Here is an 18,085-nt window from a genome sequence, read left to right on the forward strand (position 1 = left end):
CTCATTCCTTCCGATACGGAAATTATGAGCTGACTTTAACCATAGCTGGACGAAGCACTTTATCTTTTAGCATGTAGCCTTTTTGGACTTCCTCAACAACGATACCTTCTTCGTATTCGTCGCTCTCCACTTGCATGATTGCTTGGTGGAATTCAGGATTGAACGGTTGTCCTACCGATTCCATTGCTGTCAGTCCTTCATTCGTCATCACAGTTTCCAATTGACGGAAAATCATTTGGATGCCTTTGGAGAAAGATTCGGACTCTGTTCCTTCCGGTACAGTAGCCATGGCGCGCTCGAAGTTATCAATAACCGGTACCAGTTCGGTGACCAGCTTCATCGAAGCGTATTTAGCCAATTCTTCTTTTTCCTTCTGTGTACGACGACGGAAGTTGTCAAAATCAGCTTGTGCACGGACATAACGCTGCTGTTGCTCCTCAGCCTCTGCCTTCAGACGTGCAAGCTCATCCTGCTCCTGATCAGCGATTTCTTCAGCTTGTGCTTCTGCAGCGCCAGCTTCATTGACAGGCTCCTGCTCAGCTGCTGTTACTTCTTGTTCTTCTGTAAATGATTGCTCCTCTTTCAAGATGTTCACCTCCTTATACGAATGAAATGGTTCATTCCCGTCTCTTATTTGAAACGATGCGTCAGCATCGCCGTCAAATCACGGGATAGTGTATTTAAAATATGAATGACACGTGCGTAATCCATCCGCGTGGGTCCCAGAATACCGATCGAACCCAAAGCCTCGCCGTCCAATGAATAGGAGGCTGTAATCAGGCTGCAGTTAGCAAAGGCTTCATGATCATTCTCAGTGCCGATTCGCACTTGAATACCAGATCCACCCGGCACGGGCATCATCAATTTCATGAGTGTTGGTGTCTCTTCCAGCAGATCAAGAATATCTTTTACCTTTTCGATATCTTTAAACTCCGGTTGAGTCAACATGTTGGTGGCACCACTGAGGAACAGACGATTGTCATGTTCGTTGTCAAAGGCACTGTTCAGCACCTGCATAACTTCCTCATAACGTGTAATATGCCGTTCCATCTCTTGCCCAAGTTCGGTATAGAGACGGGATTTTAATTTGTAAATTGGTACGCCCACAAGCTTGGTATTTAACAGGCGAACCACATTCTCCATCTCGGCGACCGAGATTTCTGGTGGAATCTGGACCGTCTTGTTCTCTACCTGACCTGTGTTGGTCACGATGATTGCCACAGCTTCACTCTCGTTCAGCGGAAGCAATTGGAAGTGACGAAGGGACGTATGGAATACTTCCGGTCCAAGCAGGATCGAAGTATAATTCGTCATATGTGACAAAATATTGGATGCATGCTGAATAACTTGTTCCATGACGTTCAGCTTTTCGGCGAAGAACGACTTCAGATCATCCAACTCTTGAGGCTCCACCTGATTCCAGGGAACCAAATGATCGACATAATATCGATAACCTTTATGGGAAGGAATTCGTCCTGCCGATGTATGCGGCTGCTCCAGAAAGCCCATATCTTCAAGGTCCGCCATTTCATTACGGATCGTCGCCGGACTGTATCCAACATCTCCCCTTTTGGAAATGCTCCGGGACCCTACGGGCTCAGCTGAACGGATATAGTCATCCACTATAGCGTTCAGAATCATTCGTTGACGCTCTGTTAACATGGTGAGTATTCCCTCCTTCTGACTGTACTGTCCCATGTCGTTAGCACTCCGGTTAGATGAGTGCTAAGCGGTAATACAAAAATACCAAACTGACGTGATCATTGTCAAGTGAGTTTGATGAGTGGGCTCATCTATTTATAGTATAGACCAATGTCGGCGAGTACTAACAACTTTATTGAACATCCTTTGAAGTAAAAAGGACTGCATGTAGGGCAGAGGTTGACTCGGCTCGATCCATGCAGTCCATTCAGTTGTTAGGCCGAAACGTTAAGCTCTTTCAATACCGCGATCTCATCACAACAATCCTGCTTGCTACAATGAACACAGTCGGTCCATACTTTCTCGGGGAAAATCTCTTTCTCCACCACGGCAAAGCCGTTTTTGAGGAAGAAGGACACTTCATACGTTAACGCCATAACCTTAGGGATTTGTTGTTTCTCCGCTTCTTCTACCAGTCGGTCCAGCAATCGGGAGCCAATACCGAGCCCTTTGTGTCCTTCCGAGATACCGAGTGATCTGACTTCCACCAAATCATTCCCCAGACGACAAAGCGATCCGCAACCCACGACTTCACCATCGACTTCGGCTACAACAAAGTGCTCCAGCTGTCGGTGCAGTATTTCCCGTGATCGCGGAAGCATGATCCCACGCTCTGCATAGCCCTTAATCATTTCATACAGTGGTTCAACATCTTCCGGCACGGCTTTTCTGCATATTACCGACATCCTGCTCTCCTCCTATTACCAAGCTTTCCAGAGGAAAGCTGACTTCGTAGTTGTTAAATTAACACGCTCTGTAAAATCAATATGAATAAATATACAACAAAGCGTATAGAATTTCAAGCTACGAATTCAGCGATATGGACCCGATAAACTCCGCAAAAACGTCATTTCCGAACAGGATACCCTGCTCGCTCAGTCGGAAGCCGTCTGCCGTACGCTCAAGCAGTCCTGCGTTAAGCATTTTGCCCAAAGGCTTCGCAAACACTTCTTCCATGGACTCTCCGAACTGTTCGCTAAATCGTGAGGCCGAAGCTCCCTCCAACATTCTCAGTCCAACCATCAGATAATCTTCCATGGCCTCCGGGCGAGCAATCTCGAAATGATCCAGACGAGGCAGCCCTGCGCGTGAAGCTTCAACATAAGGATTTATACCTTTAATATTCATATGCCGTTCGCGGCCCACATATCCATGTGCACCTGCACCCAGACCATAGTAGTCCTCATTACGCCAGTAGGTAATATTGTGACGACTCTCGAAGCCTGGCTTGGCAAAGTTACTGATCTCGTATTGTCCGTAGCCTGCTTCCTTCATACGTCTCATTAATAGAAGATACATCTCCAGCTCGTCATCTTCATGAGGAAGAGGTAACTGGTTCTTCTGATACAGGGTATGGAAAAGTGTATTCTCTTCTACTTTCAGGCTATAAATGGAGTAATGCGGCAGATCCAGTTCCAGCGCTTTGTCGATACTCTCATTCAACATCTCTACGGTCTGGTTCGGCAACCCGAACATCAGGTCAATGGACAGGTTATTCAAGCCCGCTTTACGAGCGTTCTCCAAACTACGATATACATCATCCGTGTTGTGAATACGCCCAATGCCTGTCAGCAAATCATTCTGAAAAGCCTGTACCCCAAAGCTGACGCGGTTAACGCCGCCTTCTTTCATCGCAGCGAGCTTCTCCGCATCCGTTGTTCCCGGGTTGGCTTCCATCGAAAATTCAATATCGTCCGCCCAATTTGGGAAATACGTCTTGACTGAACGTAGAAACACCGCCATCTCATCCGGTTTCAGAGCTGTTGGCGTACCGCCACCTACAAATATGGTCTTGATCTCACCCGGTGGATTTGCCTTAACTGTATGTTCCATCTCCCGTTCCAGCGCTTCGAGATATTGCATCACGGGCTGATCTTTGAGAACGTAGGAGTTAAAGTCGCAATAAAAACATTTATTCGTACAAAAGGGAATGTGAAGATACACCGCTTGGGGCGCACCTGTCTTCCGGCTGTGTGCTGCCAATGTCATGGCAAGTCCCCCTCTATTTGAAAAAAGGAAAGCCATCCGGCTTCCCTTTCAGCTTAGTTATTTAATATTCTGTGTTGTACCATGTTTGCAAACAAACGTCCTAATCTAATTTGAATACACACATTCCGTGTTGTACCTCAAATTAGATTGTTTAGTCATCAATTTTCAGTACCGCCATGAATGCCTCTTGCGGCACCTCAACGTTACCAACCTGCTTCATCCGCTTCTTACCTTCCTTCTGCTTCTCAAGCAGTTTCCGTTTCCGCGAGATGTCACCACCATAACACTTGGCAAGTACGTTTTTACGCATTGCTTTTACCGTTTCACGAGCAACAACCTTAGTACCCACAGATGCCTGAATTGGCACCTCGAACATTTGCCGTGGAATCAGCTCGCGCAGTTTCTCACAGATAATACGTCCGCGGTTATACGCACGGTCACGGTGAACGATAAAGGACAAGGCATCGACTTGTTCGCCATTGAGCAAGATATCCATTTTCGCCAGATTGGACTGACGATATCCAGACAGCTCGTAGTCAAAGGATGCATATCCTTTGGTGCTCGATTTCAACTGGTCGAAGAAGTCATATACAATTTCGGACAACGGGATCTCATACGTAATCGTAACCCGGGTTGTGTCCAAATATTCCATATTCACATATTCGCCACGCTTGTTCTGACACAATTCCATAATGGTACCTACATAATCATTCGGTACGATGATGGCTGCTTTCACGTATGGCTCCTCGACATAATCAATCCGGCCTACCTCAGGGTAGTTGGATGGGTTGTCAATTTGCATTACTTCACCATTGGTCAGCGTCACGTGATAGATTACACTTGGTGCAGTGGTGATCAGCGGGATGTTGAATTCACGCTCAATACGCTCCTGGATAACGTCCATGTGAAGCAGTCCAAGGAATCCGCAACGGAATCCAAAACCTAGGGCACTGGATGTTTCCGGCTCAAAGCTGAGAGAAGCATCGTTCAATTGCAATTTCTCCAACGCTTCACGCAGATCAACATAGTCCGATGTTTCGATCGGATAGAGACCGCAGTAAACCATTGGATTAATTTTGCGATAACCCGGCAAAGGTTCCGGTGTTGGATTTTTAGCATCAGTCACCGTATCCCCGACTTGTGTATCGCCTACATGCCGAATACCAGCAACGATAAATCCAACATCACCCACGTTCAGCTCGTCCACGATGGACATGCGAGGTTTGAACGCTCCAACTTCAATGACTTCAAATGTTTTACCTGTTGCCATCATTTTGATTTTGGAACCGGATTTGATTTTGCCGTCAACAACTCGTACATATACGATTACACCTTTGTACGGATCATAATGTGAGTCAAAAATCAGCGCTTTCAGCGGTTGATCCGGGTCGCCAGTCGGTGCAGGAACACTCTGCACAACTTGCTCCAGAATTTCTTTGATTCCGATACCTGCCTTGGCCGAAGCCAGAACAGCGTTGCTCGTATCCAAACCAATAACATCTTCCACTTCCTGCTTCACCCGATCAGGATCGGCGCTTGGAAGGTCAATTTTGTTGATAACCGGTAAAATTTCAAGATTATTGTCCAATGCCAGATACACGTTAGCGAGTGTCTGGGCTTCAATTCCCTGAGCCGCATCCACAACGAGTAGAGCGCCTTCACATGCCGCGAGACTCCGTGATACTTCATACGTGAAGTCTACGTGTCCCGGTGTATCGATCAAATTCAATAGATACTCTTCACCATCATCCGCTTTGTAAGTCAGTGCTACTGCTTGTAGCTTGATCGTAATTCCACGTTCACGTTCGAGATCCATCTGATCCAGTACTTGTTCTTGCATTTCTCGTGTTGTCAGCGCACCTGTGTACTCCAAGATCCGGTCCGCAAGTGTTGATTTGCCGTGATCTATATGTGCAATAATAGAAAAGTTACGAATTTTACGTTGTCTTGCCCGAATATCAGTCATTCCTTACCCCCAGAAACAGCCTAGTGTCAATCACTTCATTATAACAGTTGATGCAGAGTGCATCAATCCCGTGATGTCTTAACTTTATAATAAAGTGTGATCATGAAACTCCCAGAGGTTATATTGTACCTTTAAATCATGGTATTTTATTCAGCAACTCCGCTAAAAAGAGAGACCACCCACTTGATTCCACTATGAGAGAGATTTTGCAATAGTCCAGCTGTTTTGTCTGCCAACACATCCACCGGAGCCTTACTCTGATCTGCCCCAAGCACTTGGCTTGGTGACTGAACAGGTACAAACGGTGGTTCTTTGACTTCCTTTTGGACAGGTGCAGTCGGAACAGATTCGGTAACCGGTGAAGTTGGCTCTGTTGTCACAGCGGTTGACGTGCCGTCTGATGGATTACCCATATGAAAGTTGCTGCCAGCCAGCTGCATTCCAAACAGCACACCCAGCAACATTAATACAGCGATGGATAACAGTCTTTTACCGAATCTGGACATATGCTTTGCCTCCTGTCACTCTCTACTATTTTGGTCTTCATACATATATAGTCCCTATCCACCCTGTGATGACGTTTCTGCACTGGCTTTGTCCACCTTCTGATCTTCCCAATACACTTGGGCAATCATGTCAGCGAGAATTTTGGATGTCCGTTGTAACTCAGCCCCTGTATTATCGATCCCACCAATCTCAATCAAAATGCTGTTGGGTGAAAGGGTTTGGTTATATTCTCCGTTGTTGGCTCCTCCACCGTCCTTGCCCCAGACACCACGGGATACCCCAGGATACTTGGCTTCCAGTTTCTTATGAATTTTTGCAGCAAAAGCTTCATTCTGCCGCCAATTCGGATTTTCATGTCCAATAATGAAATATACTTTGGCGTAGCCCAAGTCATTAATAGTAGTCGTTGTTTTGCCATGACGCTGTGAATCACGATGAATGTCTATGAGATACGTCAAATCATCATTTTGAGCGAGTGCCGCTTTTACCGTTTGACGGGAATATTTATAGGAATAGTTCCAGTTATAGTCCTTTACTTTGGTGGGGTAATCATCCTTCGCATGCTCTACGCCGATTCCCAGCTTCTCCAGACTGTCTGAGAGATAGGTTCCCACTTGAAACACATTTCCTGTTGATTTGCCTGATGATGGGTTATCACTCTTCGTGCCTAGCAGTGGATTGTAGCCTTCCCGTGGATGAGAATGATAGATGAGAACTGATTTTTTGCCTGTTGTCGGTGAACCGCTATTGTCTTTCTCGCCATCCTTCGCTGGAGGATCTTCTTTAACTTCTCCCTCTCCAGGCTCGCTCGAATCAGGCGGGTCCGTGTTGTCCTGACCTGGTGGAACATGCAGCTCACTACCGGGTTTTCCTCCATCCGCTGAAGCTGTATCCGTAAGACCAGGACCGGGCTGATAATCTTCGGGAGCCTCAGCTTTTTCGTTACCCGAGCCTGGCCGGAGCAGTACAGGTTGGTTCGAACCCATGCCCGGCATTTCTCTCGCAATCAGGCTTTTGGGGTCTTGAGGGTTTACATTCGTCAGCAATTGGAAAACAAAAGAGGTGAGATTCTCACCGGATATGGCAGAGGTCTGTTCTTTCTGGGTGAGATGGGGCATCTCCATACCGAGCATATCGACGAAAAAGCGGCTTGATACGGCGCTCGCAAATCCTTTCATGGAAGAAACGGGTGAATTATTCAAGCGTTTCTCTGCCATTCCCCCGAGACCAAGTACGACAAAAAACAAGGCAGATATGATCATAAGCAACAACAACGTACGGCCCATGGCCAGCACGTGCAGACATCTTTTTTTCCACTTCCCAATATTCCAGGCCAATATCTTGTTCATTCTGCTGTCTCCTTCCCTGCTGGACAACTCTTATACTTCAACTCTATGAGTGCGCCCAATTTGATAGAACAGGAAAATGAAAGATTCCGGGAACAAAAAAAGAAAGTCCGATAGATTCGGACCTTCTTCTCAGCAGTTTAAGTTTTAATGTGTATAGGCGGCTACGTTATCTGGATTCACTGCATCATGGAGGGCGGCGTTAAGTCCTGTAGCGATAACATTGGCGATTCCCTCAATAAACTCATCAATTTCTTTGGGAGTAACAATGAGGTCATGCCCCAGTGGCTCCAGTACCTCTTTCACCAGACTTAGTCGATCTTGCTCACCGATGTCGTCCAGCATACCCATGATCTGTTTCGTCTGATCCGTTTCCTGGCGGAAGTGTGAGCGCATCATCTCAATGACATTGTTCACAATGGTGGACGCATAACATACAGTCGGTACGCCGATGGCGATGCAAGGAACGCCCAATATTTCACGGGTCAAGCCACGTCGTTTGTTACCTATACCTGAACCCGGGTGGATACCAATGTCGGCTACCTGAATCGTTGTGTTTACACGTTCCAAGGAACGGGAGGCCAGAGCATCAATCGCAATAATCGCATCCGGCTTGGTCCGGTCTACAATCCCCTGTACGATGTCACTGGACTCAATGCCCGTTGTACCTAATACGCCGGGAGCGATCGCGCTGACTTCCCGATACCCTGGTGCAACCTGATCAGGCACCAATTCAAAATACTGACGGGTCACCATCAGATTTTCCACAACAAGTGGACCGAGTGAATCCGGGGTGACATTTAAGTTGCCCAGGCCAACAATCAAAACCTTGGATGTTTTGTTGATTCCGGCCTTAACCATAAAATCTTCCATCTCACGTGTGAACTCGGCGGCAACGCGCTCCTGTAACTCCGTATCCCCATTCCGTAGTGACGGCACCTCCAAAGTGACATAGTGGCCTTTCACCCGACCAATGGCTTTGGCTGCTTCATCATTAAGTACATCAATACGTGTGATCGTAATACCCTCTTTTTTCTCTACGTCTTCCCGTAGTCCGGGAATCGTCTGTTTCTGTCCACCTTGCGCCATTTCCTTGGAGTCGATTGCCAAATCGGTACGAACTGTATAGTTTTGCAAATCCAGTGTCATTCTGTCCCTGCCTCCCTTACCGCATTTGAGCATATTGTGTGGGAAAAAGAGTTTCTTTATGCAGCATGTCGAACATCGTAGGAATATCTGTTGCATTTTACATGCTAGCGTGATAGAATATTTTAAGTTGTGAAACGTTTGTATTCATGCAAATGCCTTACAGGAGGTGAATGTAATGCCAAACATCAAATCCGCTGTTAAACGCGTAAAAACGAGCGACAAGCGCCGCGCACTCAACGCTTCCCAGAAGTCTGCACTCCGTACAGCTGTTAAAGCTGCTGATGCTGCTCTGGTAAGTAACGAAGTTGATACTGCAAAAGCTGCGATTCAAGCTGCTTCCAAAAAGCTGGACAAGGCTGTAACTAAAGGTCTGGTTCATAAAAATGCTGCAGCACGCAAAAAGTCTCGCTTGGCGAAAAAACTGAACGCTCTTTCCGCACAAGCGTAAGAAGCGTTACTTATACGATCCAATGGAAAAATCCTGAACAGCATAGGCTTTCAGGATTTTTTAGTATCTGATTCGTTAAGTATAAGACACAGATAAAGCGACCTTTAATCCGATGATCTAACCATCATGGAGCAAAGGTCGCTTTGTTTGTATCATAATAGTATTCTATTACGTTTACGTACTCATTCACGCACCAAGTCTTAATAAGAAAAGCTCCAGACCCAGCACTTTATCCACCGCTCCTGTTTTCATCTGGTAATCCAGTTCACTAAGGTGACTCAAGATCATTCTCAGACGATCCGGCTGAAATTTACGCGCTTGTTCACCCGCAATCTTAACGGCATATGGATGCAGACCAAGCTGACTGGCGATCTGCTGCTGGGAGTAACTTTGCTGGCCTAACTCTTTCACCTGAATCATGATCCGAAACTGACGTGCGATTAAAGCTGCAATTTTAATCGGTTCTTCCCGTTGTTTCAGCAACTCATAGAAAAGAGCCAGTGCTTTCTCCAGTCGCAAATTAGCGAGTTCTTCCACCAGCGAAAATACATTCTGCTCTGTACTACGGGCAACCAATGACTCGATATCAACGCGACGAATTGTCCCCCCATTACCCGCAAACAAACATAACTTGTCTACTTCAGCAGACAGGGTCTGCAGACCTGTTCCCGCGTAGCTGATCAACGTGTCCGCTGCTCCCGTCTCAAAGGAGACATCCCGCTGCTTCGCCAGTTTCACAATCCAATTCAACAGCTCCTCTCCACTCAGTGGAGCAAAAGCAAGAACTACCGCCTGTTTCTTGACAGCCTTCACCAGTTTCTTACGCTCATCCAGCTTGTCCCCTTGGGCCAGAAAAACAATCGTACTGTACTCTGCCGGATTTTCCATATATGTAAGCAGACGATCAACCTGGTGTTCAATCTTGGATTCTTTACCTGCGGTAAACAGACTAGCATCCCTTACAATAATCAATTTCCGCGGAACTAGAAAAGGTACAGTCTCCGCTTCTTCAATAACGACCTCCACAGCCGTTTCAGACAAATCATATGGAATAATCGCAAAATCACGATGTTCTTCTTCAATAACCTGTTCCTTTAACATATCCGTAAACTGCTGTATCTGATACTTTTCCGTTCCATACAGCACATAGATCGGAGCCGGTTCTCCACTACGTATTGCCTTTGTTGCACTTTTCACATCCATTCACGGTGCCTCCTTATCCCTCTTATCCTACCAGAAAAAACGCAAGACAACAAAGGGACCTTACATCCAGTTTACGGATGAAGGTCCCCTGTCCTACATCTATATAAACGCAAACACCAGCAGTTCTAGAAAAAGCCGGTGCGCGGTCATACGACGTCAGTTGTTTGAACTGAGATAGGACGTTTTGTTACTTCCAATATATGCTTGTCATACTGAAAATGTTCTTTCGTTTAGTGGCGTTGAATCCCAATTCCACTTATTTCGCAGAAGCTCCACCTGAAACAGAAGTTACATTAAACGAGTTCTTCGCCGTTGTTCCGTCCTTGTCCGTTTCGTAGTTAAATAGGGTACCATCCTTCGACCAACTTGCTGACTTCAGCGTCCCCTCTATATTACGTTGCTCAACCAGATTAAGAACATCCGGTTCATTGGCAGGTTTGGAGTATATGCTGATTTGATCACCAAGAAGCATAACTACATAGGAGCCGTCAGGTGAATTCCATTCTTTTGGTGCTGCCGTTGTAGCCATTCCTTGATCCGGTCCTGCCAATCCTTTGTTTCCTCCAGAGGTATCTACACCTGTACCGGAATCAGTGGCAGCATTGCCTTCAACCGGAGCATCTTCATTTGTGTTCGGAGCTGTATTTTGAGAAGCGAAGGATTTCGCGTCTCCATTTTCTGGTTCGGTTGTTCCATCCTCTTCACCATCTGTAGAAGATGTAGGAGCACTGCCTGATTCTTGATTTCTCTGCTCAGCGTCTTGGCTCTGACCCTGACTCTTCTGACTATCGGTCGAAGGAGAACTGGACGAATTATCCTGAGTTCCTTTATTCGGAGCAGGCGTTGATTCGGTAGCCGGTTGTTGAGGTGTCGGATCTGTCTGAACTTTAGGCTCCTGCACCTGATCTCCACCATTCTCTTCAGGCATTGTTTCAGATCCCAGGTTATCTCCTTCCGTTGAGGAAGCATTCGAATCATCCACAAATACATCGTTGCTGCTTGGTTGGGATGAAGTTGAAGGATCATAATTCTCAATATTTTTGCTCAATGCATTCTGATCCACATTACCGCTCTCTTGAGTAGCTCCAGAGCTCAGCAACATGGAATCGGCATTCTCAATCTGTTCAGGCTCATATCCCCAGATGGCGAATCCCAATACAACTGCCGCAGCCGCTGCCCCCATGGACATTCGTCCTGCCATCGAGTTAAGCCATTTTTGTTTTTGCTTCGTTTTCCGCTCACTTGAACGTTGTAAATTCTCAAATGCAGCGGGGACAGGATTCATTTCCTGTATGGTGCTACTTTGCTCCCTACGCGCTTCGTCTATAGCATCAAGCTGTGGCATAATCGCATCAACCAGACTAAACTTCGGGCTTACTTGCGGTAATTCTTCCAGTTCTCTGGAAAGAGCTCTGAGTAAACTAAAATTCTCGGCGCACTCCGGACACTTGGCCACATGCTGTAGCATCTGCGCGGTTTCCGCTTCGCCCAGATCATGATCCAGATAGCGGTGCATCCATTCCACCACCTCTTCGCATTTCATCCTGTCACACCACCTTTCTGATATTCCTGTAGTAGATTCTGTAATTGCTGTCTGGCTCTAAATAAATAAGATTTCACCGTATTCAACGGAAGATCGAGACAATCCGCAATTTCATTGTAGGATAAGTCCTGCAAATATCTTAGAACAATAACGGTACGATGATGCTCGGGAAGCTTGTTGATCGCATCCTGAATGTCTTGGGCCACGTATGTAGACATGACCTCGTACTCCACATCCTGATTATCCTGAAAAACCATGTCATGTTCGTCAATGGAGACGGACGGCTTGGTTCTTCTGAATTTATCAATACAGATGTTCGTGACGATGCGTTGTACCCATGTTTTGAATTGGGCCTTTTCTTCGTATGAATTGATTTTGGTGTAAATTCGGATCAACGCTTCCTGAGCAGCATCCAAAGCGTCCTGTTCATTATTTAGAATGTAATATGCGGTCCGATAGACGTGTTGTTCAATCTCCCGCAATAGGGTAATTAGAGCGTCGCGATCGCCCGATTGAGCGGCTCTGATGAGTTCCGGCTCTACCACAAAGGATCCCCCTCTCCCTGCAACCTTACAGACGTGATCATCAATAAAATTGTTGCAAAGTTAAGTATTTTTTTAATTTGCCATAACAAAATAACGGCGTATGTATTAGGGCCGCTGAAATCTTCTCTTAGAATAACAGAAATCGCATAACGAGTCACCAAACGAGTCTAAAAGGGATTCCATTACTTACACGACTCAATTCAAATGCAATGGCATACATTATAGCTAACCACTTATTTGGTCCCTCAAAATAAAAAAAGTCGAAATTTGTCCAAATTTAAGCTATTTTTAATGCAATTTTCATGAAAATAGTGTATTGTAAATTTACATTCATAAACACGAGGTGATGAGCATGCCAGCTCTTGCGAAAATTCAAGCTTTAAAAGAACAAATGCCCAAAGAATACCAAAGTATTTCCCACTTTGTGGAACACGCATTGGAGTCCATTGATACTCTGGTCGAAGAACATCGGAAGTACGTAGCTGCACAGGCATTATACGGCGATAAAATCGTTGGATCGGAAGAACGCTTGTACAGAGAAACCGTACTTGATGTTAGAGCACAGTTGTTGATGACTCTTGAGAAAACCGTAGAAGATCTGTTGCACAAAGGCGACAAACACTGGAACAAACACTTTAAGGATGGCGTGGAGTAGTTTTTATATTTCTTCTACACTTTGAAAAAATGGCCCGTTTTCCGATATTCTCCCTTCTGGAGTGTAACGGAAAGCGGGCTTTTTTTTGTGCTGTACTGGGCTGTGCTGTATTTTGCAATCAAATGAAGTGAGGAATCCCTGTCATCTCGATCAGAATAAAAATTGTTTTACTTATTTTCCTCCAACCTCTGTATGTTAAAATATATCAACTACCTTAACCTATCTTTTGTTAATATAGTTATTCAAGATGGAGGTCAATATTCAAATGACAAACACCCATAGAATCAATAGGCCGCGCGGAAAAATACTTGCAGCTTTATTAACTGCAATTGTGATTTCACTTGTAATGGGGATATATCACTACGTTCCCTTGGATGAAAGAATAGAGAATACTCACTATTATTCATTCGGGTATAAATTTACGGTTGGCTTATTGATTAACCTCGCTATTTTACTTTTCTTAATTACACCACTTTCTATATTGGTTGATGGGTTACTTTTATACAGAAAAAAGGATAATACGCATATGAGATTGCTCGTTGCTATTGCCGCATATGCTCTATTAGGTTTCATAGGTGGAATCATCTACTCGATATTTACACGTAACTTCAATACTTTTTCCGCTCAGACTATCCACATTGTTGTATGTTCTCTTGTCTTTTTAACTTCCCAGTTGGTATTAAATCGGAGTTTTCTTCACTCATCTTCACACCGATAAATAGATCGCGTGCCGTCACTCAACTCCAAACAACTTGTATCGAACATCAATCTTCCCATCTTTCACTCTCATCTGGACCTCACCCATCTGATCCGTCCGATAAATATCTGACCCGGTAGCTTCCAGACGTTCCATCACTCCTGGATTGGGATGCCCATATGTATTGTTAACTCCTGCAGATATCACGGCGGTTTTGGCATTCCAGTATTGGAGCCAGGCTTCGGTGGACGACGTTTTACTACCATGATGAGCCACCTTTAATACGTCAATGGAGATAGATGATGATGCTGAAAGATCATTTGAATTGTCCTGCAACGGGCGTGTAAGTACCCTTTGTACAACTCCCTCTGTAACTCCAATATCTACACCTTTCTGTTCAAACTGGGCCGCTAATGAGCCATCTTGAATCATATAGAGCAGGTCCTGTTCGGCAGCAGCATCCATATCGCCAGTAAACAACATGGAAGTCCCAGCCATGTCTAACAAAAAGACAACGGAATCATGATTTTGGTGTTCAGACACAGGCAAACTACCCGATACATTTACATCCACATGTGCCAGATCTGGAGCTATAAAATGTAGACTCGTCTCTTTATCAGCCTTATAGGACATGCCCTGCTGAATGGCGTATAGAGGAATTTTGCGTTCCATGGCTGTGTCCAGTAATTTATCAAAGTTTTCTTTACCACTGGTTGTGCCATTAAACATGAAACGTTTAACCGGAATCTGTTCCAGCACAGCCTGTAGTCCTCCGGCATGATCCTGATCTGCATGCGTTACAATGACAGCGTCCAGTTGATGTATACCTCTCTTTTTCAATAAGGGAACAACCACCTTGGCTCCTACCTCATACGGATCACGCCTTGTTTTCCATGACTGTTCATTGTTCCCAAAGCTCACCGTTCCCCCACCATCCACCAAAATGTGTTTGCCTTCCGGGGTTGTAATCAATGTACTGTCCCCTTGCCCAATATCCAAAAACTGCACGATGCCAGCTCCAGCAGGCTTCGGAGTCTGGTATGCCCACCACAATCCAGCAATAAAGCTGAGCGCGAGCAACCCACACAACCATTGCTGAGCTTTACTCATTCGTTCATGTGCATAATATCCGGCACCTCGTGCGGTAAACGCACTTGTATACTCCGGCCAGGCTATACTGGCTCCTAATGTCGTTAAAGAAGTTTCTTTTTCACCTACACGGTTCTTACCTTGATCCTGTGCCACGGTAGACATCGAAGAGCGAATGCCCACATTTCCCATTGAAACTGGAGGTTGTCGCCTCACAAGAGGAGCCGTCTCCTCCTCAATAGACGCTGTTTCTCGCTGCTCACCATTGCCACGATACAATAGGTAGAGTAAGGCATACAACACAGCATAGTATGCGGCAATCCATAACAAGGAAGGTGTCGCCCAGATCAGCACAAAACCTGGCAGGCTGTTCATCCACTCCACGCTTACAAATGTCAGTTGGTTCAGTTGAATCGCTATCCATGCGAGGGGTTTCGCCAAAGGAACCCATATGAATGACAATAGCATGGCGACCGTCCCTAGAGGTAATACAATAGCACTGATCAAAGAAACCAGCAGAAAGTTAGCCACAAATGAGAGTAAGGAAAACTGGTTGAAATACAAAATGGTTACTGGGAACGAAATCAACTGAGCGGTCACCGTAACCGATGCTGTTGCAGCCAGAGATTTAGGCCAATTACTGAACAGTCGATTAATCAATGGCATATAGATCATCAAACCTGCGGTCACGAGAAAGGATAACTGAAAGCTGACGCTCAGCAAAAAGTACGGGTCCCACCACATCATCAGTAATGCTGCTGCACTAATCATCTGAAGGCCGTCTCTCGCGAGACCACGACGTGCCATATACAGACCAATCATGGACATAATTCCTGCACGAATCACTGAAGGTGATCCACCGGATAGCAGTACATAAGCTGGCACCAGGATCAGAACAATCGTGAGTGCCGTCTCTCTGGTAAGCCTTAACCAAGATAGAATGAGTAGCAGCGAAGCTACATATACAGCGACATGGGTTCCAGAGATTGCTAGAATATGCGTTAGACCCAGTTGTGAAAAATGACCATAGGTGCCTGGATCGATATCATTAGCTATCCCGATAATCAGACCCTTCATATATCCTGCATGAGGCTCAGGAAATAACTGCTCAACCGCCGAACCCAACGTATGCCTCGTCCAATCCGTCCATCGTAGTACGTTAAATAGTCCAAGCCCTTCAGGGGGAGCTGCTGTAACTGAACTGGCTCCCTTCACTTTGAACAACCAGTGTATGTGCAATGTTCGCAAATAACTCCGATAATCAAACCCGCCAAAGTTCCTGGCTTCTCCAGGAAGGGCAAAAGAACCATTGAGCGTGATTGAATCGCCCCTCTTCCAGCCTGCTGCTACCTGTTGTTCTTCTTCCTCCACCAGTCTGACTTGCACCATTAATTGTTCATCTATTTTGAATACAGATGATGCTGTCAGATCTGTATCTGCTGATGAATCCGATAAGGGCAATATTGAAGACATCTGTATCTTAAAGTCTGCCCGATCTCCATCAATGCGTACATTTGACACAAGCTCACCCTGAATTTCGGCTGCCAAACCGTCCAACTCTCTAGCAGAGATATGAGTAGTCTCGGGCAGTCTGCTATGATTGCGTGCATCATTCCATTCCCAATGTGCAGCACCTCCAATAAAGGCAGTGAGTAAAAATAAAATGGACCATCCACGAACATCAATGAAACGAAGTAAAAGTGGCAGACACGCCAGCGCTCCAATCATTCCCCAGATCAATGTCCAGCCTGTTAAAGCACATGCCATCCCGCTACCGCATAACCAGCAAATCGTAAAGCTTAGCAAAGGTCTACCTTTCATTCATCCCGTCTCCTTCATTTCACCCGATGAACGCAGAAAAACCCCCGGAAAGCCAATTCAGGCTTGCCGGAGGTTCTCCCTCGCGTATTCGACCATATTCACATTAATTGCTCACAGTCATCATCGTTTCCCGCGGGGGCTGATAATTCTCCAGTCTGCGGAACGTTATGCCCTTCTGTTGCATCATGTTGGTAACCTTACCGGTATCTTTAGGATAAGAACGATGAAAGACGATTTCTGTAATTCCACTATTCGCCAGCATATTTGCACATGTCCAGCAAGGTTCGTCGGTCACATACACAGACGAGCCTTCACGGTCAATTCGATCTGTGAATAAAAGCAAATTTTGCTCCGCATGGATTGTGCGAATGCAGCGTTGCTTTTTGACCATTTCTTCCCGACCATCGGTCACGACCAACTCATATTCTTCTGAAATCATGCAACCAGCTTCAGAACAATCCGGGACGCCGGTGGGTGCACCATTATAGGCTGTTCCCAGCAGTTTCTTTCCCTGAACAAGAACGGAACCTACGTGACGACGCGAACAGCGGGAACGGGTCGAGACCATATATGCAATGTCCATAAAATACGTGTCCCAGTCCTTGCGTACCTCTACTGTACTCATGCTGCTTTCCTCCCGCTCAACAAAATTTTTATTCTAATATTACCGGATCTGCACATACGGTGCCATCTTCTCCAGCATCTTCATGCCGATTCCTTTGACCTTCGTCAGATCACTAACTTTCGCAAAAGGACCATGTGCATTCCGATAGTCCACAATGGCTTGAGCTTTCTTCTCCCCAATTCCGGGAAGCTCCGTAAGCTTGGAGACAGGTGCCGTATTGACATCAATCTTGCCATTGTCGCCAGATTCTTCACGAACTACAGGTGGATTACTGTTCAAAGCCGTCTCGGAGGTAACCGAAGGATTCGAATTCGTACTTTGCGCAACTGGTTCAATCGAATTTGAGGTGTCCGGTGGATTAGCATCCGTCTGACTTGTAGTTTGAACTCCCGAATTACCTTCAACTGAAGCGCTCGCATGCTCTTTCGACTTATCTGCCTTTGCATCATTCCCAGTCTGCATTTCACTTGCATCCGATCCTGAAGATGCTCCTGTATTGCCCTGAACCGAAGTAGCCGACAGTACAGCAGGGAGTTCCTGCTCTATCGTCGGCTTCTCGGTGCCGAGCTGCAAGGGTTCCCAGCCACTAGGTGGTTGTTCACTTTTGCCCGACCATAATATAAGTATACTTCCAACCACCGCAGCAGCAATGGTCAGTCCTTTATTCCATCTCATTCTTCCACACCTCTCCCTGAATTCAAAATTATTCATTTCGAACACGGGCGGTGCTTCCGAACCGTTGAACTTTTCCTGATGAAACAAGTTATGCATTTTTCATGTCATGTGAAACAGGTCCTCACG

General features: G+C 45.8%; 16 protein-coding genes. 2 read left to right on the top strand and 14 right to left on the bottom strand.

Going from position 1 to position 18,085, the window contains the following annotated elements; genetic code table 11:
• Positions 1-22 precede the first annotated feature (22 nt).
• The 8 genes from grpE to gpr all read right to left on the bottom strand — a co-directional run bounded on the left by grpE (position 23) and on the right by gpr (position 8,658).
• The gene (gene grpE / locus MKX75_RS20690; protein ID WP_260986657.1) at positions 23-589 is read right to left on the bottom strand and encodes a nucleotide exchange factor GrpE; all 567 of its coding nucleotides are present in this window, start codon (positions 587-589) and stop codon (positions 23-25) included.
• Positions 590-630: 41 nt separating this feature from the next.
• Positions 631-1,662 (bottom strand): heat-inducible transcriptional repressor HrcA, encoded by a 1,032-nt coding sequence (gene hrcA / locus MKX75_RS20695; protein ID WP_036615092.1) that lies wholly within the window; start codon positions 1,660-1,662, stop codon positions 631-633.
• Positions 1,663-1,916: 254 nt separating this feature from the next.
• Positions 1,917-2,387, bottom strand: a complete 471-nt coding sequence (locus MKX75_RS20700; protein ID WP_017687214.1) for an N-acetyltransferase — start codon at positions 2,385-2,387, stop codon at positions 1,917-1,919.
• 118 nt (positions 2,388-2,505) lie between these two features.
• Complete coding sequence (gene hemW, locus MKX75_RS20705; RefSeq protein WP_036668565.1) at positions 2,506-3,690, bottom strand: radical SAM family heme chaperone HemW; 1,185 nt, start codon at positions 3,688-3,690, stop codon at positions 2,506-2,508.
• 151 nt (positions 3,691-3,841) lie between these two features.
• A complete protein-coding gene (lepA, locus tag MKX75_RS20710) occupies positions 3,842-5,656 on the bottom strand; it encodes a translation elongation factor 4 (RefSeq protein ID WP_145151008.1) in 1,815 nt (604 codons plus the stop codon).
• Between the two features lie 146 nt (positions 5,657-5,802).
• Entirely contained in the window at positions 5,803-6,162 is a 360-nt protein-coding gene (locus tag MKX75_RS20715; protein WP_145151005.1) for a hypothetical protein, read from the bottom strand.
• Positions 6,163-6,216: 54 nt separating this feature from the next.
• Positions 6,217-7,512 carry a stage II sporulation protein P gene (locus MKX75_RS20720; protein WP_339166608.1) on the bottom strand — a complete coding sequence of 432 codons (1,296 nt, stop codon included), beginning with the start codon at positions 7,510-7,512 and terminating at the stop codon, positions 6,217-6,219.
• A 144-nt stretch (positions 7,513-7,656) separates the two neighbouring features.
• Entirely contained in the window at positions 7,657-8,658 is a 1,002-nt protein-coding gene (gene gpr / locus MKX75_RS20725) for a GPR endopeptidase (RefSeq protein ID WP_062835528.1), read from the bottom strand.
• 175 nt (positions 8,659-8,833) lie between these two features.
• On the opposite strand from gpr, the gene rpsT reads away from it, so the two are divergent.
• The gene (gene rpsT / locus MKX75_RS20730; protein ID WP_024628504.1) at positions 8,834-9,106 is read left to right on the top strand and encodes a 30S ribosomal protein S20; all 273 of its coding nucleotides are present in this window, start codon (positions 8,834-8,836) and stop codon (positions 9,104-9,106) included.
• Between the two features lie 186 nt (positions 9,107-9,292).
• Here the strand turns inward: rpsT and holA are convergent, their stop codons facing one another.
• The 3 genes from holA to MKX75_RS20745 all read right to left on the bottom strand — a co-directional run bounded on the left by holA (position 9,293) and on the right by MKX75_RS20745 (position 12,397).
• A complete protein-coding gene (gene holA, locus MKX75_RS20735; protein ID WP_339166610.1) occupies positions 9,293-10,309 on the bottom strand; it encodes a DNA polymerase III subunit delta in 1,017 nt (338 codons plus the stop codon).
• Positions 10,310-10,565: 256 nt separating this feature from the next.
• Positions 10,566-11,852, bottom strand: coding sequence for a zf-HC2 domain-containing protein (locus tag MKX75_RS20740; protein ID WP_339166611.1), 1,287 nt, complete (start codon positions 11,850-11,852; stop codon positions 10,566-10,568).
• Complete coding sequence (locus MKX75_RS20745) at positions 11,849-12,397, bottom strand: sigma-70 family RNA polymerase sigma factor (RefSeq protein ID WP_017687205.1); 549 nt, start codon at positions 12,395-12,397, stop codon at positions 11,849-11,851. Before MKX75_RS20745 ends, MKX75_RS20740 begins: the two co-directional genes overlap by 4 nt.
• A gap of 352 nt (positions 12,398-12,749) precedes the next feature.
• On the opposite strand from MKX75_RS20745, the gene MKX75_RS20750 reads away from it, so the two are divergent.
• A complete protein-coding gene (locus MKX75_RS20750) occupies positions 12,750-13,052 on the top strand; it encodes a hypothetical protein (protein ID WP_062835531.1) in 303 nt (100 codons plus the stop codon).
• A 733-nt stretch (positions 13,053-13,785) separates the two neighbouring features.
• Here MKX75_RS20750 and MKX75_RS20755 read toward each other — a convergent pair.
• The 3 genes from MKX75_RS20755 to MKX75_RS20765 form a co-directional block, all read right to left on the bottom strand.
• On the bottom strand, positions 13,786-16,659 hold the full coding sequence (locus tag MKX75_RS20755) for a ComEC/Rec2 family competence protein (protein WP_339166612.1): 2,874 nt from the start codon (positions 16,657-16,659) through the stop codon (positions 13,786-13,788).
• A 103-nt stretch (positions 16,660-16,762) separates the two neighbouring features.
• Positions 16,763-17,284 (bottom strand): dCMP deaminase family protein, encoded by a 522-nt coding sequence (locus MKX75_RS20760; protein ID WP_062835557.1) that lies wholly within the window; start codon positions 17,282-17,284, stop codon positions 16,763-16,765.
• Positions 17,285-17,323: 39 nt separating this feature from the next.
• On the bottom strand, positions 17,324-17,959 hold the full coding sequence (locus MKX75_RS20765; protein ID WP_076332286.1) for a helix-hairpin-helix domain-containing protein: 636 nt from the start codon (positions 17,957-17,959) through the stop codon (positions 17,324-17,326).
• Positions 17,960-18,085 lie beyond the last annotated feature (126 nt).

The organism is Paenibacillus sp. FSL R5-0341, from assembly GCF_037975235.1.
In the GTDB taxonomy this organism is placed as follows: domain Bacteria; phylum Bacillota; class Bacilli; order Paenibacillales; family Paenibacillaceae; genus Paenibacillus; species Paenibacillus amylolyticus_A.